This window comes from Chromobacterium subtsugae, assembly GCF_035919665.1.
GTDB lineage: Bacteria > Pseudomonadota > Gammaproteobacteria > Burkholderiales > Chromobacteriaceae > Chromobacterium > Chromobacterium subtsugae.
In genome coordinates, this window is sequence record NZ_CP142381.1 from 1,009,881 (window position 1) to 1,028,603 (window position 18,723).

The 18,723-nt window shown below is 60.5% G+C and carries 18 protein-coding genes; 14 read left to right on the plus strand and 4 right to left on the minus strand.

All coding sequences use genetic code 11. From position 1 onward, the window contains the following. Positions 1-45: 45 nt before the first annotated feature. The 11 genes from U6115_RS04910 to U6115_RS04960 all read left to right on the plus strand — a co-directional run bounded on the left by U6115_RS04910 (position 46) and on the right by U6115_RS04960 (position 11,541). On the plus strand, positions 46-3,903 hold the full coding sequence (locus U6115_RS04910) for a glycosyltransferase (protein ID WP_230623433.1): 3,858 nt from the start codon (positions 46-48) through the stop codon (positions 3,901-3,903). Positions 3,904-4,082: 179 nt separating this feature from the next. Further along, complete coding sequence (locus U6115_RS04915) at positions 4,083-4,931, plus strand: flagellin N-terminal helical domain-containing protein (RefSeq protein ID WP_043579837.1); 849 nt, start codon at positions 4,083-4,085, stop codon at positions 4,929-4,931. A 220-nt stretch (positions 4,932-5,151) separates the two neighbouring features. After that, positions 5,152-6,000 (plus strand): flagellin N-terminal helical domain-containing protein, encoded by an 849-nt coding sequence (locus U6115_RS04920; RefSeq protein WP_043579794.1) that lies wholly within the window; start codon positions 5,152-5,154, stop codon positions 5,998-6,000. A gap of 74 nt (positions 6,001-6,074) precedes the next feature. Then, a complete protein-coding gene (locus U6115_RS04925) occupies positions 6,075-6,497 on the plus strand; it encodes a flagellar protein FlaG (protein ID WP_043579796.1) in 423 nt (140 codons plus the stop codon). A 37-nt stretch (positions 6,498-6,534) separates the two neighbouring features. Further along, the gene (gene fliD / locus U6115_RS04930) at positions 6,535-7,896 is read left to right on the plus strand and encodes a flagellar filament capping protein FliD (RefSeq protein WP_043579798.1); all 1,362 of its coding nucleotides are present in this window, start codon (positions 6,535-6,537) and stop codon (positions 7,894-7,896) included. A 53-nt stretch (positions 7,897-7,949) separates the two neighbouring features. Continuing rightward, positions 7,950-8,387, plus strand: coding sequence for a flagellar export chaperone FliS (gene fliS / locus U6115_RS04935; RefSeq protein WP_043579800.1), 438 nt, complete (start codon positions 7,950-7,952; stop codon positions 8,385-8,387). Positions 8,388-8,395: 8 nt separating this feature from the next. After that, entirely contained in the window at positions 8,396-8,734 is a 339-nt protein-coding gene (fliT, locus tag U6115_RS04940) for a flagellar protein FliT (protein ID WP_043579802.1), read from the plus strand. 147 nt (positions 8,735-8,881) lie between these two features. After that, positions 8,882-9,235, plus strand: a complete 354-nt coding sequence (locus U6115_RS04945) for a DUF2802 domain-containing protein (protein WP_043579805.1) — start codon at positions 8,882-8,884, stop codon at positions 9,233-9,235. After that, positions 9,232-10,272, plus strand: a complete 1,041-nt coding sequence (gene fliK, locus U6115_RS04950; RefSeq protein WP_052258343.1) for a flagellar hook-length control protein FliK — start codon at positions 9,232-9,234, stop codon at positions 10,270-10,272. The genes U6115_RS04945 and fliK overlap by 4 nt, the downstream gene beginning before the upstream one ends. Continuing rightward, entirely contained in the window at positions 10,256-10,591 is a 336-nt protein-coding gene (locus U6115_RS04955; RefSeq protein WP_043579807.1) for an EscU/YscU/HrcU family type III secretion system export apparatus switch protein, read from the plus strand. The genes fliK and U6115_RS04955 overlap by 17 nt, the downstream gene beginning before the upstream one ends. An 83-nt stretch (positions 10,592-10,674) precedes the next feature. Next, positions 10,675-11,541 (plus strand): NAD(P)-dependent oxidoreductase, encoded by an 867-nt coding sequence (locus tag U6115_RS04960; protein WP_043579809.1) that lies wholly within the window; start codon positions 10,675-10,677, stop codon positions 11,539-11,541. Between the two features lie 68 nt (positions 11,542-11,609). Here U6115_RS04960 and U6115_RS04965 read toward each other — a convergent pair whose 3' ends face one another. Then, positions 11,610-11,879: an HU family DNA-binding protein gene (locus U6115_RS04965; RefSeq protein ID WP_043579811.1), complete on the minus strand. Its 270-nt coding sequence runs from the start codon at positions 11,877-11,879 to the stop codon at positions 11,610-11,612. A 764-nt stretch (positions 11,880-12,643) separates the two neighbouring features. Here U6115_RS04965 and U6115_RS04970 point away from each other — a divergent pair. Continuing rightward, positions 12,644-14,197, plus strand: a complete 1,554-nt coding sequence (locus tag U6115_RS04970; protein WP_160309861.1) for a B12-binding domain-containing radical SAM protein — start codon at positions 12,644-12,646, stop codon at positions 14,195-14,197. Positions 14,198-14,405: 208 nt separating this feature from the next. Here U6115_RS04970 and U6115_RS04975 read toward each other — a convergent pair whose 3' ends face one another. The 3 genes from U6115_RS04975 to U6115_RS04985 form a co-directional block, all read right to left on the minus strand. Then, a complete protein-coding gene (locus U6115_RS04975; protein ID WP_043579815.1) occupies positions 14,406-14,825 on the minus strand; it encodes a hypothetical protein in 420 nt (139 codons plus the stop codon). Between the two features lie 411 nt (positions 14,826-15,236). Then, a complete protein-coding gene (locus U6115_RS04980; RefSeq protein WP_101527471.1) occupies positions 15,237-16,106 on the minus strand; it encodes an IS3 family transposase in 870 nt (289 codons plus the stop codon). Continuing rightward, complete coding sequence (locus U6115_RS04985) at positions 16,103-16,396, minus strand: transposase (RefSeq protein WP_043580908.1); 294 nt, start codon at positions 16,394-16,396, stop codon at positions 16,103-16,105. The genes U6115_RS04980 and U6115_RS04985 overlap by 4 nt, the downstream gene beginning before the upstream one ends. Before the next feature lie 251 nt (positions 16,397-16,647). Between U6115_RS04985 and U6115_RS04990 the strand changes: the two genes are divergently transcribed. Together U6115_RS04990 and U6115_RS04995 are read left to right on the plus strand one after the other, a co-directional pair. After that, positions 16,648-18,045: a hypothetical protein gene (locus U6115_RS04990; RefSeq protein WP_080770375.1), complete on the plus strand. Its 1,398-nt coding sequence runs from the start codon at positions 16,648-16,650 to the stop codon at positions 18,043-18,045. Then, positions 18,035-18,718, plus strand: coding sequence for a chromosome partition protein MukE (locus tag U6115_RS04995; RefSeq protein WP_043581294.1), 684 nt, complete (start codon positions 18,035-18,037; stop codon positions 18,716-18,718). The genes U6115_RS04990 and U6115_RS04995 overlap by 11 nt, the downstream gene beginning before the upstream one ends. Positions 18,719-18,723: the final 5 nt, after the last annotated feature.

Below are 18,723 nucleotides of genomic sequence, written 5' to 3' on the forward strand. Positions count from 1 at the left end.
TTCATGACCTGGCGAGCTGCCGCCATGGAATCTCAGGAAAATAACGTGGAACCATCCCAAATCCGTAAACCGCGCGTCGGCGTTCTGACGCGAGATCTGCAGGATGCCGCCTGCTACAAACTGAGACTTGGCGATCCGCTCTGCCTGATGTCGCCGGTGCTGGAAGCCTACCATTTCAAGAACCAGGCCGATCACAGCTACGAGGGCGTGTACCCGTTCAAGGAGGACCGCGATTTCGTCGACGCGATGGACATGTTCATCGTCCAGCGCCTGTTTCCCTATCCGGAGTTCCGGCCCTTGCTGGAAATGATCGTCGCGTCGGGCAAGCCCATCGTCTACGAAGTGGATGACTGGCTGCTGGACATGTCCGAGCAGCATGTGATGTACAGCATCTGCGAGCCGTCGTTCAAGGGGATCGAGTGGCTGCTGCCGCAGTGCTCGCTGGTGACGGTGTCGACCGAAGCGCTGGTTGAGAAGGTCAAGCCTTACAACGACAAGGTCTTCGTGTTCCATAACCATCTGGCGACCGAACGGGTGGTAGAGCCGCTGCCGCATAGCGGCCAGGTCACCATCGGCTTCGCCGGCACCAGCACTCACGCCAAAGACGTTGAAATGATTTCGTCGGCGCTGCTGCGGATCTACCACGAGTATGCCGGCCAGGTGAAGTTCGTGTTTTGGGGAGATGTGCCTCCCGATTTCGTCGGCATCAAGGATGTGCGCAAGGTGCCGGAATTCGTCACCTACAACGAATACCTGTCCGAACTGGCCAAGCTCAAGATCGACATCGGCATCGCGCCGCTGGTGCAGAGCGAATTCAATGATTACAAATCGGACATCAAGTGGCTGGAGTACGCGCTGGTCGGCGCGGCCGCGGTGGTGTCCGATGTCACCGCCTACGCCGGTTTGAAGGACAGCGGGCTGGCGATGGTGGCGGACAATACCGAAGAAGGCTGGGTGGCCGGGATCAGCAAGCTGATCGACGATGCCGCGCTGCGCGCCGAGCAAGCCGCCGCCGCGCGCCGCCATGTGCTGGAGAACCGGCTGCTGGAGCCGCGGGTGGGCGATTTGCTGGCCCAGTACGCGGCGCTGCTGCCCGAAGCGCTCAAGCCGCAGCCGCTGGCGCAGCCGGGCCGCATCGTCACGCACGCATTGGCCGAAAACGACGTGGATGGCCTGAAGGCCTACCGCAAGTGGGTGAAACGCCGCCAGATCCGCGAAGTGCACGCCGAACAGCTGGCGGAGCGGATGATGATGGCCTGGAAGCAGGTGCCGGTGTTCAACCTGATTCTGCTGGCGCCGAGCAACCGCCTGACGCGCTTGTCGGAAAGCTTCACCGCGATGGAAAACCTGCTGTACCGCCATTGGCGGCTGATCGTGGTGTCCGACGCGCCGGAGCCGGACCCGGTGTTCAGCAGCAGCCCGAACCTGGGCTGGGTGCAACTGGCGAGCATGGACGACGAGCAACAGGTTTCCGAGGTGATCAACAGCATCATCGCCGACGTGCCGGCAGACTGGGTGATGCTGCTGCCGGCCGGCGCGCGCCTGCAGCCGAACGCGCTGGCGCGGCTGGGCGAGGAGATCCACGCGCATCCGGAATACGGCGCGATCTATACCGACCATGACGTGGTGTCGCCGATGGGCAAGCGCTTCCGCCCGTCCTTCCTGCCGGATTTCTCGCCGGAGTACCTGCGGTCGATGGATTACACCAGCTACGCGGTGGCGTTCCAGCGCGAGACCCTGGCCAAGATCGGCGGCATGCAGCCGTATCCGCGCGCGCATTGCTACGACGCGCTGCTGCGGATATACGAAAATTGGGACCGCGGCGCCATCGGCCATGTCGACGATGTGCTGGTGTCGCTGCCGTGGGTGGATCCCAAGATGGACAGCCTGGGCAATGCCTCGCGCCGGGTGGCGCTGGAAAGCCATATCGGCCGCTGCGGCCTGCCGGCGTCGGTGGACGAGGGCCTGGTGGCGGGAACCTTCTACTACGAATACCAGCTGCTGGCCTCGCCGCTGGTATCGGTGATCATCCCGAGCAAGGACAAGCTCGAATGCCTGGAGCCTTGCCTGAGCAGCCTGTTCGGCATCACCGGCTACCAGAATTTCGAAGTGCTGATCGTCGACAACGCCTCGCAGGATCCGGAAACCTTCGAGTTCTACGAAAAGGTCCAGGCGCGCTATCCGGGGCGGATCCGCATCCTCAGCTACGACGCGCCGTTCAACTTCTCCGCGCAATGCAACCTCGGCGCGCGCGAGGCGCGCGGCGAATACCTGCTGCTGCTGAACAACGACACCGAAGTGGTGTTCCCGCACTGGCTGGAGCGCATGCTGGCTACCGCCCAGCAGCCGGGCGTCGGCGCGGTGGGCGCGCGCCTGCTCTATCCGGAGATCGGCCGCGTGCAGCATGCGGGCATCGTGCTGGGCATGCCCGGCGGCATGTATTCGGTGGCGGACCACGTATTCGAGGATATGGACTACCTGTACCCGGGCTATCTGAATCGCAGCCTGACCATGCAGAACTATTCCGCGGTGACCGCGGCGTGCCTGATGGTGGAGAAGCAGATCTACGAAGCGGTGGGCGGCATGGACGAAGAGGTGTTCCAGGTCTGCTTCAACGACGTCGACTTCTGCCTCAAGATCCAGGCCGGCGGCCTGCGCAACGTCTACACTCCTTACGCGGTGCTGTACCACCACCACGCCAAGAGCATAGGCCGGGTCACCACCGATCCCCGCCCCGCGCTGAAGGCGGCGGTGCGCGAGCGCGAGGAGATGGAGGCGATGCTGGCGCGCTGGCTGCCGGTGATGGGCAACGATCCGGGCTTCAACCGGCACTTGTCGCTGCGCACCAAGCGAGTGGCGATCGAGTCCGACCGCATCGTCGCCTGGGACGCCAAGCTGCCTGGGCGCAAAAAGGTGCTGGGCATCCCGGTGCCGGGCGGCAGCGGCGAATACCGCTTGAGCCAGCCTTTGCAGGTGCTGCAGGAGAAAGGCAAGCTGGACGGCGAAATCCACCAGCCCTCTGCCGGCATTCCCACCGTGGTGGAGCTGGTGCGCCAGGGACCGGACGCGCTGTTGCTGCATACCGGCATCAGCGACTACATCTATGAAACCATGGAGGCTTATCGCCGCTATATCCCCGATCTGCGCATCGTGTTCGGCCTGGACGACCTGGTCGGCGGCGTGCCGGAGAAAAGCAGCCTGTATGACCACTGGTCGCGCCACTATCCGGACGCCAAGCAGCGTTTGCGCCGCGTGCTGAAGCTGTGCGACGCGGCGGTGGTGTCCACCCAGCCGCTGGCCGATCTCATCCAGAAGATGGTGGGTGAGGTGGCGGTGGTGCCCAACCGGCTGCGCCGCTCGATCTGGGGCGATCTGAAGTCGGAACGCCGCGTCGGCGACAAGCCGCGCGTGGGTTGGGTCGGCGCCGGCCAGCACCGTGGCGACCTGGAGTTGATCCACGAGGTGATCCGCGCCACGCACAAGGAAGTGGACTGGGTCTTCATGGGCATGTGCCTGCCGCAGTTCCGTCCTTACGTCGCCGAAGTGCATCATGCGGTCACCTTCGCCGACTACGCCGCCAAGGTGGCCAGTCTGAACCTGGATCTGGCGGTGGCGCCGCTGGAGATCAACCCGTTCAACGAGGCCAAGAGCAATCTGCGGCTGCTGGAGTATGGGGTGCTGGGCTGGCCGGTGGTGTGTTCCGACATTTATCCCTACCAGACCAACGACGCGCCGGTCTGCCGGGTGCCCAACCAGGCCGAAGCCTGGATCGAGGCCATCCGCGCCCGCGCCCACGATATGGACGCCACCGCGCGCGAGGGCGACGCGCTGCGCGACTGGTTCAACCGCCATTACTGGCTGGAAGACCATTACGAAGACTGGTTCCGCATCTTGCACGGTTAGGCGCGCCGCCGCGCGGTTTTCTCCCATGGCCCTCCGGGGCCATTTTTCATGGTTTGCCGCGAATGCGCGGCATTTGTTGGTAAAATTACCATTTTCGTCAGCATTCTCCGAAGTCGGCCGATCTTGCTTGCAACAGGCAAGAACTTTCGATGGTCCTCTGGGCCGATAAGGGGAATGAAATGGCAATCACCGTCAATACCAACCTGGCCTCGCTGCAGGCCCAGATCAACCTGAACAACTCCAGCTCCTCGCTGAACCAGTCGCTGCAGCGCCTGTCCTCCGGCCTGCGCGTCAACAGCGCCAAGGATGATGCCGCCGGTCTGGCCATTTCCCAGACCCTGTCGTCCGCCATCCGCGGCAACAACCAGGCGATCAAGAACGCCAACGACGGCATCTCCGTCGGTCAGACCGCCGAAGGCGCGCTGGGCCAGATCGCCAACAATATGCAGCGCATCCGCGAAATCGCGGTGCAGGCGTCCAACGGCTCGGTCAGCAACACCAACCGTTCGCAGCTGCAGAACGAAGTGGACCAGCTGACCCAGGAAATCTCGCGCATCGTGCAGACCACCGAGTTCAACGGCACCAAGCTGTTGTCCGGCGGCGCCACGCTGACTTTCCAGGTGGGTTCGTCCGGCTCGACCGACAACCAGGTATCGGTATCCGCCACCGACCTGACCTCCGGCGGCACGCTGAAGTCGTACAACGCTTCGCTGAGCGCGGTGAAGACCATCGACGTGACCACCCAGGGCGGCGCTTCCGCGGTGCTGTCCTCGCTGGACGCCGACATCTCGCAGATCTCCAACGTGCGTTCCACTTTCGGCGCGGTGCAGAACCGCTTCGACGCGGTGGTGGCCAACCTGCAGAACTACACCGCCAACCTGACTGCCGCCAACAGCCGCATCATGGACGTGGACTTCGCGTCGGAAACCGCCAACCTGACCAAGAACCAGATTCTGCAGCAGGCCGGCGGCTCCATCCTGAAGCAGGCCAACTCGCTGCCGCAAGCCGCGCTGACCCTGCTGCAATAAGGGTTTGAATGAAGGTTTCGCCGCCTCCCCGGGGAGGCGGCGAAGGCGCTGGAAGCCAGGGAGAATGCGAACAGGACAGCGATAAAGACAAAGCGGGAGCAGACGGCAGCGGGAATGAAAGTGTGAAAATTCACATTTTCACCGTAAAGTTCGGAATGTGCCGGCCGATATGCAGTGTAAGCAAGCCTCTTTGCCCACACTGAGTATCAGGAGAGTCATCATGGCCATTACCGTCAATACTAACGTAGCGTCGCTGCAAGCCCAGCTGAACCTTAACAATTCCCAGATGTCGCTGACCACGTCGCTGCAACGTCTGTCCTCCGGCCTGCGCATCAACAGCGCCAAGGACGACGCCGCAGGTCTGGCCATTTCGCAGACTCTGACTTCCGCCATCAACGGCAACAACCAGGCGATCAACAACGCCAACGACGGTATTTCCGTCGGGCAGACCGCTGAAGGCGCGTTGGGGCAGATCGCCAACAACCTGCAGCGTATCCGCGAAATCGCGGTGCAGGCGTCCAACGGCTCCGTCAGCAACACTAACCGTTCGCAGCTGCAAAGCGAAGTGGACCAGCTGACCCAGGAAATTTCGCGTATCGTGCAAACCACCCAGTTCAACGGCACTCAGCTGTTGTCGGGCAGCGCGATTCTGACCTTCCAGGTGGGTTCGTCCGGCGCCAGCAGCAACCAGGTTTCGATTTCCTCGGTGGACATGACGTCTGCCGGCGTGCTGTGCAGCTACAACTCGTCGCTGACCGCCACCGGCACCATCAACATCACCACGCAGTCCGGCGCGTCGGCCATCCTGTCCACGCTGGACAGCGACATCGCGGAAATCTCCACCGTGCGTTCGACTTGGGGTTCGGTACAGAACCGGTTTGACGCTGTTGTGGCCAACCTGCAAAACTACGTACAAAACCTGACCGCAGCCAACAGCCGTATCGTGGATGTGGACTTCGCCTCGGAAACGGCTAACCTGACTAAGAACCAGATTCTGCAACAGGCCGGCGCATCGATTCTGAAACAAGCCAATACCCTGCCCCAGTCCGCGCTGACGCTGCTGCAGTAAGTGTAAACTGATGGTATAAGCCAGTCTGCAGCTCCGGTCGGGCAACCGGAGCTGCGGTCATGAGGAGCGTGATCATGCAAATCCCTTCTGTTTTGTCGCCTTCCATCAACACGGCGAACGCCCCGGCGCCACGTCAACAACTGGTAGAGTTGGCGCAGGCGCCTTCCTCCGACCCGAACCAATCGGTTCTGGCGGATTCCGCGCAGGCTGTCGCTGCGGCTGGGCAGAGCCAGCAGCAACAGTCGTCCGCCGATGCGCAGAAGCAGCAGACCGATCCCAAGCAACTGCAGGATTCGGTCAACCAGCTGAACACTGCGGCATCGTTGTACAATAGCTCCCTGCAGTTCTCCGTCGACAAGGACACCGGCGCGACCGTGGTCAAGGTCGTCGACAAGGCGAACAACCAGGTGATTCGTCAGATTCCGTCCGAGGAAGCGCTGCGCATCGCGAAGGCGATCGGCGACTTCAAAGGACTTTTGCTGAAGGACAAAGCCTGATTTCACTGTCCCGATGCGGCTATAACATGGATATAACATGACAGCCATTACCAGTTCCGTGGGTGCATTGGATGTTCAGGGCATCGTCAGCCAGCTGATGATGATTGAAAGACAGCCGTTGACGGCAAGCCAGGGCCGGGCGGACCAATACAACACCCAGCTCAGCACCGTCGGCAAGCTCAGTTCGTCGTTGTCGGCCCTGCAGACCGCCATGACGAGCCTGTCGTCCGGCCGTTTTCTGCAAGTGTTCAAGGCGTCGGTCAGCGATGCGTCGATGGCGGCGGTTTCCACCACCAGCGGCGGCAATGCCGGCACCTACCAGATTTCGGTAAGCAATCTGGCGACCAACCGGCAGCTGGTGTTCGACCAGTCCGGCGGGAAGAATATTACCGATCCGAAAGCGACGATAGCCGGCGCGCCGGACCAGCTGACCTTCCAGATCAATGGCAAGACGCAGACCGTGAAGCTGCGCGACAAGCCGGACGAAGCGGTGTCGCTGCAGACGATCAACGACAAGATCAACGCGGCCGGCATCGGTTTGAACGCCACCATCGTGCAGAACGGCAGCCAGTACAAGCTGGTGCTGGCTTCGTCGGAATCGGGCAACGACAACAAGTTCACCATCACCGGCGGCGGCACAGATAGCGGCAAGACCGGCGGTTCGACGCTGGCGGGGCTGTCGCAAAGCGACAATGGCGCCAAGGAATCGCAGGATGCCCAGGATGCCAGCCTGACGGTGAATGGCGTGGCCATCACCGCCGGCAGCAACAAGGTGTCCAACGCGGTTCCCGGCGCGGAAGTCGACTTGTACAAGGCCGGCACGTTCACGGTGTCGCTGGCGCCGGACAGCGCCGGGGTCGGCAAGAACCTCCAGGCTTTTGTCGACGCGTACAACCAGGTGGTCGGCGACGTCAAGGCCGCCCGTTCCGGCGCTATGAAAGGCAATGCGTCGATACTGGATATCCAGACCCGGCTGCAGCAGGTATTGTCCACGCCGGTGGCGGGCGCGGATCCGGTCAATTCGGTGGCGTTCCTGTCGCAGGCGGGCATCTCGTTGCAGAAGGACGGCACCCTGAAGCTGGACCAGACCGCGTTCAACGACGCCCTGAAAAAAGACAAGCAAGCGGTGACCAATCTGTTCGGCAACCCGGCCAACACCGGTTTCGCCCAGCGTTTCAATACCGAGATCAACGGCATGCTGGGGCCGACAGGGTTGATTGAAACCAGCCGGGCCACGATCAAGAGCAAGGTCAGCACCGAAACCCAGCTGCAGAGTTCGCTTCAGGCCAGGCTGGACTCCAAGCAAACCCAGCTGATTCAGCAATACACGGCGCTGAACAAGACTTTGGCCCAGATGCAGTCGGGTTCGAACAGCCTGTTCAACCTGATTTCCAAGTAAGATCACGCCGGGCGGCATAAGCCGTCCGGTAGCTTTAGAAATGATGGTGACCCATGCTGAATTCGCGAATGCTCAAGCAGTTCAATCAGGCTTACGCCAATGACGCCTTGAAAACTGCGGTATACGGAGCGAGCCCGGTTGGCATAGTTGTGATGCTGTATGAAGGGGCCATCAAGGCGCTGGGCGCGGCGAGCATCGCGATGGATGCCGGCCGTTTCGACGAGAAGGCGCGGATGATCTCCAAGACCGTGGATATCCTGGAAGGGCTGCGGATCGCCCTGGACCTGGATCAGGCGTCCGAGGCCGCGGCCAACCTCAACGATCTCTACCTGTACATGAAGCTTCGCCTGGCCAAGGCCAGCCTGAAGAACGACAAGGAAATCATCGCCGAAGTCCGCGGCCTGCTGGAAACCATCCTGCCGGCATGGCAGCAGGTGGATAAGGCCAACGCGGCGAAGCAGCACGACGCTAGCGCGCAATCGGGAGCGTGACGGCAGCCATGGAGCAGCAATTCGCGATGAGCGCCGAGGGGCTGGCAGATTTGATCGACGCGCTGGAGCCGCTGGCGGCGCAAACGCTGGAGGTGGCGCGCAGCCATGATCGGCCCCGATTCGTGGAGTTGTACCGCAGCCAGGAAGCCTACACCCAGCAATTGCTGAAGCGGCTCGAGGCCGGCGAATCGCAGCAATTGAGCGGCGCACAACGCGATACCTTGCGCCGGGTGCTTGGCTTGCGGGTGCAAACCCAGCAGCAAATCGCTTCCTGGGCCGAGCAGGTCAAGCATGAGCTGAGGGCGTTGAGCCAGAGTTCCAAGCTAAGCCGGCAATACAAGGCGTGAGCGATGCCGGCTCTGCCGGCCGGATGCGCGGCCTGGCCGTAAAAGCGCCGCAACTGCTTGTCGGGTGATGGGGTTTTGACTTGGGTTGTGCCGTATTTCGCCATACACTTAAAGTCAATGCGGATGTTCACCCGAGGGGAATTTTCCATGTCCGGCGCCTTCTTCCCATATCTGATGGTCGTGCTCTGGCTGACGCTGGCGGTTGCCATGGTCTACCTTTTCGGCAGGCTGCAGCGGCTGGAAAGCAAGCGCGACAGCCTCACTTCGCTGTACCTGGATCAGCAGCAGCAGCAGATCAGCTCGCTGCAGCGCGAGGTGGCCCGGCTGCAATCGCGGAGCGAGCACCAGGCGCAGGCGGCGCCGGGACTCAGCCCGTACAATCAGGCGATCGAAATGATACGCCAGGGGCTCACCGCGTCCGAAGTGGCGTCGCGTTGCGGCATTTCCCGCAGCGAAGCGGAGTTGATCGTCTCACTTTATCGTAACAGTCCCACTTCATGATTCCTTCACTGCCCAATGCGATCGCCACCACCACGCAAGGCGCGCAAACCCTGAACCAGCTGAGGGCCCCGGTAGACGGCGCCCGCTTGCTGGAGGCGCTGGTTCAGCCTTCCCGCCTGCCATCGCTGATGATAGGCGAGTTGCTGACTGCCAAAGTGGCCGATCAACTGGGCAATAACCAGCTGGCGGTGCTGATCAAGAATGGGCTGTTCACCCTCAGCCTGCCGCCGGGCGTCAATCCATCCGGCGATACGCTGAATCTGAAAGTGGTTTCGCTGGAGCCGGCTCTCACCTTCGCCCTGCAAGAGGGCGGCAAGGATGCGCCGCCGGCGCAGGACGGCTCGGTGGCGGTCAAGCTCAGCCAGGCGTCGCGCTACCTCACCACCCTGCTTGGCGCTTCCGACGAATCCGCCGCGCCCAGCAAGCCGTTGCAACTGGATGCCGCCGAGCATCCGCCCGCGGTGCTGGCCAAGCAGCTGCAGCAGGACGTCAAGCAAAGCGGTTTGTTTTACGAGTCGCATCTGAAGGATTTCAGCAACGGCCTGCATCCGATCGAGCAGCTCAAGCAGGAGCCGCAAGCCAAGTTGACGCTGACCTTGCATGCGCTGGCGCTGGACGATGGCTCGAAGACCAGCCAGTCGCAGACCCGGCCCCAGCTGCAGGAGCTGGGCGGCCTGGTGCAGCGGCAACTGGATGGTTTGGAGAACCGCGCGGTGCAGTTCCAGGGCATGGCCTGGCCTGGGCAGCCGATGCAGCTGCAAATCGAGCAGGAGGCGCTGCAGAACGAGCGCCGCGGCGATGGCCAGGAAGATATCCCGGTCTGGAACACCAGCCTGGCGCTGGAGCTGCCGGCCTTGGGCGGCATGGCGGTGCGGGTGCGGATGGTCGGCCAGTCGGTCCAGGTTTCATTCAGCGCCGACGAAGGCGAAACCGGACAGAGAATTCAGCAGAACGCGGCCCGGCTGCAAAACGGCATGGCGGCCGCCGGTTTGACGCTGGCCAGCTTGGTGGTGAATCAGAATGAACCCGCAGAATGACGACAAGCGCCGTTCGGCGGTGGCGCTTTCCTATCAAGATGGCCAGCGCTCGCCGCGCGTGGTGGCGAAAGGCTACGGCCAGATGGCGCAGCGCATCATCGAATGCGCGCAGGAGGCCGGCGTGTTCGTTCACGATTCGCCGGAACTGGTGTCCTTGCTGATGCAGGTCGACATGGACAAGCACATTCCCCCCGAACTCTACCGCGCGGTGGCTGAAATCCTGGCCTTCGTCTATTACCTGGAACGGCAGGCCGGCGATGGCCAGGCCGAGTTCGAAGACTGGCTGGCGGGCCGCAAAACCCCGGTCAGCAATCCCTGATCTGATTCCCGCATCCCCTGCTGGCGCAGCTTTGCGCAATCGCCTATGCTCTGCCGATCAAGGACGATCAATCGGAGACTGGCATGCATATCGGATACATCGGCTTGGGCATCATGGGCCGCCCTTGCGTCATCAACCTGCTGAAAGCCGGCCATCAGGTCAGCGTATGGGCGCGGCGCAAGGAGAGCGCCGCCGAGGCGCTGGCGGCCGGCGCATCCTGGGCCGATAGCCCGGCGGAGCTGGCTGGGCAGGTGGAAGTGCTGGTGACCAATGTGTCGGATACCGCTGACGTCGAGTCCGTATTGTTGGGCGAGGGCGGCGCGGCGCAAGGCGCGCGGCCCGGCTTGGTATGCGTGGACATGAGCACCATCGCCCCCAACGGCGCGCGCCGGATCGCCGCGCGGCTAGCCGAGCATGGCGTCGAATTTCTCGACTGCCCGGTATCCGGCGGCGAAGTCGGCGCGATCAACGGCACGCTCACCATCATGGCGGGCGGCAACGCTCAGGCGCTGGAGAAAGCCAGGCCGGCGCTGCAGGCGATGGGGCAGACCATCACCCACATCGGCGCCAGCGGCGCCGGCCAGGTGGCGAAAGCGTGCAATCAGATCGCGGTGGCGGTGGGGGTGGCGGCGGTGGCGGAAATCGTCAAGCTGGCGCGGGCCTGCGACGTTGACCCGGCGCCGGTGCGCGCGGCGCTGTTGGGCGGTTTCGCCCAGAGCCGGGTGCTGGACGTGCATGGCCAGCGGATGATAGACGACAATTACGCGCCGGGCTTCAAAGCCAAGCTGCACGCCAAGGACATGCACATCGTGATGGATACCGCGCGCGAGCAGGGCATCAGCCTGCCGGCGGCGGAACGGACGATGCAACTGATAGACCAACTGGTGGGGCAAGGCGAGGGGGAGTTGGACTCTTCCGCTATCGCCCGCCTGATCTGGCAGCAGAACTGAGCGGCGCCCACACGCAAAACGGGCCGGTGAAACCGGCCCGTTTTTCATATCTGCCGATCGCGCAAAGCTTAGGCGATGCGGTCTTTCAGCTGCTTGCTGGCAACAAACGCCACTTTGCGCTTGGCGGCGATTTGAATGGTTTCGCCGGTTTTCGGATTGCGGCCGGTGCGGGCGGCGCTTTCCTTCACCTTGAACTTGCCGGCAACGATGCTCAGCTCGCCGTTGTTGGCCAGGGTGTCCAGCAGCACTTCGTCGAAGGCGCCCAGAACACGCAGTACATCGGCCTTGTTGAGGCCGGACTTGTCGGAGAGAAGGGCAATCAGTTCGGCTTTGGTCATGGTGTGCGTCTTTCGCGAAGGGTAAAGCCTTATTTTCCGTGATTTTCCGGCAGCAAGAAAGCTAAATAAGCACCTTTTTGTCCCGATCCTGGCGCTGACGTGGTGCGACAGCCTCAGCTTTGCCGATATGGGGATTTTTTTGTGCGAATGTCATTCTCTTGCTGGGCTGCGGCCGGTCCAAACCGCGCGGGTGCGCGCTGCGGCGCGTGGCGGATGCCGCGGCCGGGCGGTGAGTGGTGCGGATGCGCAGGCGGGGTCGGCGATGTTCTCGGCGCCGCCCGGCGCTCGCGCGCGCTATCGATTTCTGCATTGACGGCTTGATTTTTACGCGCATCTCAGCGCATATATTGATAGACGCGGCGCTAGCCTAGGGCGTGCTGTTTGCAATGTTTTTTTAAAGCAGGCTCAGTGATTGGTTGAGTTGTGCATTTTATGTCTTGGAATGAGCATTTTGTATTGCTTTTTCCCATTCTTGTCCGGCGGCTCTCTCAAGGCGGGGCGAGTGGAAGAAATGGCTGTCTCAAGGTATATCCCTATTGTCCGATAGAAGTGGAGAGCAGGATAAGGGCTGTGGCGCCGGCTGCTTGGCGCTATCATGTCGATGTTTGAAAGGCGATGCATCCTGGATTGATTACATGTTCGCGAGGTCAACAATGTCTTCCAAGTGTTTATTGATTATCCCGCCTAACATTACCTTTGAGGCTTTTGTCAATCCATCCGCCAATAGCAAGTATTGGACTCACGCGAACGGCAAGAGATATGGCGTGCTGATTACCGACGTCCCGCTTGGCGTGTTGACCATCAGCGCATGGCTGAAGGAAAAATGCGATGCTGAAGTCAAGGTAATCGATTTCAACACGGAAATACACCAGACTTGGGATGATCCTGACGCCACTTCCTTTCATGACTGGTTTGAAAGAGTGCTGTCCTCTGTGAAGAAGTCTGGTTTTGAGCCGGATCTGATAGGTTTTTCCTCCTTGTTCATCACCGGGTATGAAAATCTTTTGAGCTTGGCGGATATTTCGAAGCAGATTTTCCCTCAGGCATTCCGGATTTGCGGTGGCAACCTCCCCACAACCATGTATCGCGAAGTGTTTGCGGATAGTCCAGAGGCTTTTGACGCGCTTTGTTTCGGAGAAGGGGAGTTGCCCCTGTCGGAGCTGATGGCGGCGGAAAACAAGCAGGATTACTGCAATGCCTCCGCCCAGTGGGTGACTCGGGAGAGCGTGAAGGCCGGCGCCCTCTACCAGCATAACTTCATCTCCAATCTCGATGAAATTCCCGATCTTGATTACGATTGCATCGATCTGGAGGCGTATCATCTTAACCCTACCATCAAAGCCTATACCTCGATTGGGGATAGAACAAACTATATAACCTATATGGGTAGCCGCGGCTGCCCATTCCATTGCACCTTCTGCGCCGCGCATACCGTGCATGGTCGCAAGATGCGCAGCTTTTCCATCGAGAGAATCGAGCGCGAACTTTTCGATTTATGCGAACGGTATTCGCCCAATACCTTGGTGATAGAGGACGATATGTTCCTGTGGGACAAGGACTGGGCGAAAAGCGTGCTGAAGATCGCGCAAAAGCTGAACCTGGTTTGCTTTTTCCCCAATGCCTTGGCCTTGTACGCTTTGGATCGGCCGATGCTGGAGGAGCTGTACCGAACCGGCGTGCGTCAATTGACGCTGGCGGTCGAGTCTGGCAGCGCGCGGGTGTTGAAAGAGGTAATGAAAAAACCGCTGAAGCTGTCGATTACCAATCGGGTGGTCGAGGATTGCCGGGATTTGGGCATTTATACCGACTGCAACATCATTATCGGCATGCCGGGCGAAACGCTGCGCGATATCGACGATACCAGGGAGTTTTTGCGCTCTTTGGATGCGAATTGGTATCGAATCAATGTCGCCACGCCGTTGGCCGGCAGCGAGATGTATATCAATGCGGTGAAGAATGGCCAGATCAAGGGCGATATCCGGATGGCAGGCTACAAGAAATGCGTCGTCGAAACCAAGGACTTCACGCCGGCGCAGATAGAGGCCGTCGCCTACGATATCAATCTGGAGATGAACTTCCTGCGCAACTCCGATTTGAAGTACGGCAATTACGAGCGGGCGCTGGAAACCTTCAGCAATGTCTTGCTGCTGCGCAATGACCATGCTTTGGCGATGTACAAGGTGATCGAGTGCAAAAACCTGATGGGCAAGTTTGACGAAAGCGAGGCGCTAGCGCGGCGGCTGGATGAAATGATCCAGGCCAGCCCGTTCTGGACCCGCTACTTCCAGGAGCATGGCCTGGAAGTCGCTTCCTGTTGAGCTGCCGCGGCGCATCTCCGCGACCAAAACAAGACCGCCTTTCCTATTGGAAGGGCGGTTTTGTTTTGCGGGCAGGCCGGAATGTTCTAGAGGCGGCGAAAGCGGATGGATATATCTCAGTGCTGCAGCAGGACACCGATAGGCTGGCCATCGCCGCCGGCTTGGCAAAGCAAAACGCCCGCGTGGGGCGGGCGTTTTGCTGGCGGTATCAAGCAGTGGTGTCGAGCAGCGAGCCGACAGTGCCGCCGCTATTGCTGGAAGCGCTGGTGGAGGTCGAAGCGTCGGCGCCGCTCGATTCGCCGCCGCCGCCGCCGCCATGGCGATGGTGGTGGCCGGAGTGCTGGCTTTGCAGCGTCTGGAAGGCTTGCTGCGCGCTTTGCAGATTGCCGCTTTGCAGCGCCTGGCCAAGCTGGGCGAACGGGCTGTTGCTCTGCGAGCCGGAGCCGTTGCCGCCATTCGGCAGGTTGGCGGTCAGGCTGGAGTAGGCCGATTGCGCCTGGCCGAGGTTGCCGGACTGCAGCGCGGAAGCCAGCTGCTGGAAGTTTTGCTGGTTCTGCTGCCAAGTGGCGGAACCGCTGTTCTGGACGGGCCAGTTGGATGCGCCGCCACCGATGCTGCTTACGCTCATGATGTTTCCTTTTCCATTCAAACCGGCGGGGGCCGGTGTCATTGCTGTCCAACGTCGTCTTTGCCCGGCTTGCCACTGTGATCGAGCGTGGCTTGCGGTGCGGATGCATCACGGCATAAACCCGTTATCGTCGCCGGCCAGCCTGGCTTGAGTCACAAACCTTGCCGCCATTGTTAAGAGTTATTTAAATAATTTGATGTCATTAAATGGTATTTCAGGCGGAGGGGGCCGCGGTGTGGCGGTGGCTGCTGAGGACGCAGGCGCAGGAAAAGGCCAGGGGATACAGAAAAGCCCCGGCTGGAGGGGCTTCTGTGATTTCGCTGACACGCAGTGACGCGTCGTGATGAATTTGTTTGCTGAGTAGGTTGATAAAAGCCTTTCTGGTCTGTCCCACTCCCCATGGACAGAGGGTTAAGCACTAAGCTCTGAACGGCGGCGTTCGAATTCAATCGGGGTCAGATACCCCAGGGTTGAATGACGTCGTTGGTGATTGTAAAAGCGGATGTAATCAAACACATCCGTACGCGCCTCCTCGTAGCTCCGGTAGTGGGTCAGATAAACACGTTCCGACTTCAATGAACGGAAGAAGCTCTCCATCGCTGCATTATCCCAGCAGTTCCCGGTGCGGGAGTGGCTCGGTACCATTCCGTGCCGTTTCAGCAATGCCTGGTAGTCAAAGGCACAGTACTGACTCCCGCGGTCCGAATGCAGAATCACCTCTCCTGAAGGCTGGCGGCGCGCCACTGCCATCGTCAGGGCAGCATGCACCAGTTCTTGCTGCATTCGATGATGCATGGCCCAGCCCACTATCGCCCGGGAGTACAAGTCGAGCACCACCGCCAGGTACAGCCACCCTTCACCGGTCCGGATATAGGTCATATCCGACACCCAACGCTGATTGATGTCGCCACCAGCAGCAAATTGTCGCTGCAGCAGATTAGGCGCCACGGGTAGAAGGTGTTGACCACCACTGACGGGTCGACAATGTTTACGAGTTCTAACCCTGATACCGTTTCGCCGCATCAGGCCCGCGATGCGATGCCGCCCGCAGGCGAAGCCCTGTGCAAGAAGTTCGGCATGAATACGCCGATGGCCATAAATACCATTGACCTCGGCATGCACCAGCCGGATTTCACGTAGTAGTTGTCGGTTCGCCATCTCTCGCGCCGAAGGTGGGCGGTGTAGCCACGCATAGTAGCCACTGCGGGACACACGAAACAGTTGGCACATCGGGGCTACCGGGTAGCGGTCCGACAGCGCCTGAATCGCGCGGAATTTCACTTCATGGGTTGCGAGAAGATGGCGAGCGCCTTTTTTAGGACATCGCGCTCCATGGTAACGCGGGCCAGTTCATCCCGCAGTCGCTTGAGCTCGGCGGCTTCACCGGTCTGTTTGCCTCGGCCAGGGAAGGCATCGGGTCCTGCGTCTTGGAGTTGACGCTTCCACTTGCCCAGCAGCGACTCGGTAATGTCGAAGGCTTGGGCAACATGCCGTAACGGGGTGCCGGCAAGTACCTGCTCAACCGCTTCGCGCTTGAGGGCCTCCGGGAAAGTACGTCTGGTCTTGATCATGAACACTGCTCCTTGGTGGGGATTATCCACCTTAAGTTAGTGTCCACGGGGAATGGGACAGACCATTTCTGCTATTGGGTTTGTTTATTCGAGTTTTTCGTTTGGGTACACCCTTGGGTACACGATTATGAAGAGTGCTCTGTTTGTTGGCGTATCTGTGAGGTCGTAACCGGTCTTTTAGAATCATCCTGTGTTGACCAACCTTTATAGGATAGGCGTAGAATCGAGTTCTACGCCAAAAGAATAATTCCATGATTGCTAAACCTTCCCTGCCCGACGGGACGATACCGAGCAGCGAATCTGTCGGCAATTCGACCGATGAAGTGCTAACCATACCGGGAATCATGGCAGAAGCCTGGCACGCCGGTTATGCGTTGGACCTCGGCAAGGAGGAGCTCACTTTCATTGCAGGTATCCATGCCTTTCTGAACGACCGGATTGAAGCGGTGGTCGATGAGGGGAAGCTGCGCGAGCTTTACATACCGCTGAACGAACTGATCCATGGTGATCCCGAAACAATAGCACAGCGCAGCACGCGCCTCATTGCACGCCTGAAGCTTCAAGGCCTCCTCTTACGCACAGACCTAGGTGGCGTCAGTACCGAAGGTGAATTTACGCTCTCCCCGCTCGGAATGGCATTGGGCGAATACATGGAAGGTGAGCGGGTCCTGACCAGGCAAAGCCTGGAGTTCATGCTGGTTCGGATGCGCACCGAGCTCGCTGCCATCGTGGCGGCGGCACAAGCTGGCGGAGACACTGCGCACTGGGAAACGCAGGTAGTAATGCCTCTGCGCTTTGTTGTGCTTCAACTGGTTGCCTCCATCGACCAGCGCCAACGCGGGTTGGACGCCATTCATATCCAATTGCGGACCGATATCAGCAAGCTCTTCGAGCAGAGCTGGGCCAAGGCGGTCGATACCTGTACGGCCATGCTGGTGAGCGTCGGCGATACCCTGAGGGAACTCAACGCTGTGCTGGCCGAGCACACAGAATCCCTGAGCCGCATGCTTCTGGAAATCGGGGATATCGACGCGTGTCCAGCCGAGGTCACCCTACTCACAGAACGAGCCCGGAACCAGCTCCTGCGCATCCGTGCCTGGAGCGATAGCCGGATCAATGCCTGGACCGATTATTTCCGCACTGTGAACGAATACATCCGCCTGGTGATCCAGGTGGATCCGGACAATCGGTTGCGCACGCGCCTCAGGGACCAGTTGCGGCAATACCCCTCCCACCCTTACACCCTCCTGGGCGTCGAGCCGGATCCCTTCCGGCACCTGCGCACAGTCCAACGCGCTACCCCTGAGACGGTGCTACAACTTGAGGAAGAGATGCTCAACCGGAGGGGGATCGAGAATTACGAGGCGCCCCTCGATGACCCGATCAATGTGATTATTGAGCGCCTGGTCGAGCGACTCGAACAGGCCGGGCAAATCGATCTCGTCGCCGCAGTGCTCGAGGAAGCTACTGGATTTACCGACGAGCAGTGGTTCACGCTGCTCGCCCGCGCCACACCGAGCCTCCTGCGCCTTGGGATCGTACCGAACCAAATCGTGCGCCAGGCCTGGATTTCCTTCACGCCGAGGCTGGAAGCCCAGTCGCTTCAAATTACCACGCGGCCTGAAAAGGAGTCCGACCTTGGCCTATGAAACCATTGCCGATGTGATCGCCGATCCCCAGTTTGCCAAGGCTGATCTGGAGTTGCGCCGTGGCAAGCATATCTCAGCGAGCCCCGACATCTTTCTCTATGATTTCATTGCCACTGCGCAGCCCTATCTCGAGCGCTTCTATGAGGCGTATAACGTCCGCCTTGTGTGCGGCAGTGAAGGCTACTTCTATCTCCTTCCCGACAAGAACCACGTGCCGCCGCCCCTAGGTAACCGGCACCTCTCCGCCGTGGATATGCTGGTCGGCCAGACTCTCGCCCTCATGCGCCTCGACCCGAAGTGGCTCGCCGACAACGGCCGCATTCCGGAGTCCAGCATCATCGAACTGATGGAACATATCCTCGGCCAGGAGCGGCTTCTCGGCTACATTGAGCGTAGGCGCGGCAAAGACACCGCAGTCGATGCCCGGAAGCTCCGGGAAGTCGTCCGCTCGTCACTCGCCGAGCTGAAGCGCCTGGGTTTCATCCATCGAGAGGGCCAGGGCGAGACCGCCGTGGCCGTGCCGTACATCTCGATCATGCGCTTTGCCGATCCAGTACGGGGCAGCGAATCACTCGGTGATGCCCTGACGCGTCTCCTGCGCGAGGGAGAAATCGAAGAAATCGCCGACAAGCCGTCCAATTTCCTGGATGCGGACTCCCTGGACAACGCCTAAGGAGG

Coding starts and splice junctions, on each gene's coding strand:
- U6115_RS04920 (WP_043579794.1), top strand. CDS start 5,152: ATGGCCATTACCGTCAATACTAACGTAGCGTCGCTGCAAGCCCAGCTG.
- U6115_RS04960 (WP_043579809.1), top strand. CDS start 10,675: ATGCATATCGGATACATCGGCTTGGGCATCATGGGCCGCCCTTGCGTC.
- U6115_RS04945 (WP_043579805.1), top strand. CDS start 8,882: ATGTCCGGCGCCTTCTTCCCATATCTGATGGTCGTGCTCTGGCTGACG.
- fliK (WP_052258343.1), top strand. CDS start 9,232: ATGATTCCTTCACTGCCCAATGCGATCGCCACCACCACGCAAGGCGCG.
- fliS (WP_043579800.1), top strand. CDS start 7,950: ATGCTGAATTCGCGAATGCTCAAGCAGTTCAATCAGGCTTACGCCAAT.
- U6115_RS04965 (WP_043579811.1), bottom strand. CDS start 11,879: ATGACCAAAGCCGAACTGATTGCCCTTCTCTCCGACAAGTCCGGCCTC.
- U6115_RS04985 (WP_043580908.1), bottom strand. CDS start 16,396: ATGATCAAGACCAGACGTACTTTCCCGGAGGCCCTCAAGCGCGAAGCG.
- U6115_RS04975 (WP_043579815.1), bottom strand. CDS start 14,825: ATGAGCGTAAGCAGCATCGGTGGCGGCGCATCCAACTGGCCCGTCCAG.
- fliT (WP_043579802.1), top strand. CDS start 8,396: ATGGAGCAGCAATTCGCGATGAGCGCCGAGGGGCTGGCAGATTTGATC.
- U6115_RS04915 (WP_043579837.1), top strand. CDS start 4,083: ATGGCAATCACCGTCAATACCAACCTGGCCTCGCTGCAGGCCCAGATC.
- U6115_RS04925 (WP_043579796.1), top strand. CDS start 6,075: ATGCAAATCCCTTCTGTTTTGTCGCCTTCCATCAACACGGCGAACGCC.
- U6115_RS04955 (WP_043579807.1), top strand. CDS start 10,256: ATGAACCCGCAGAATGACGACAAGCGCCGTTCGGCGGTGGCGCTTTCC.
- U6115_RS04990 (WP_080770375.1), top strand. CDS start 16,648: ATGATTGCTAAACCTTCCCTGCCCGACGGGACGATACCGAGCAGCGAA.
- fliD (WP_043579798.1), top strand. CDS start 6,535: ATGACAGCCATTACCAGTTCCGTGGGTGCATTGGATGTTCAGGGCATC.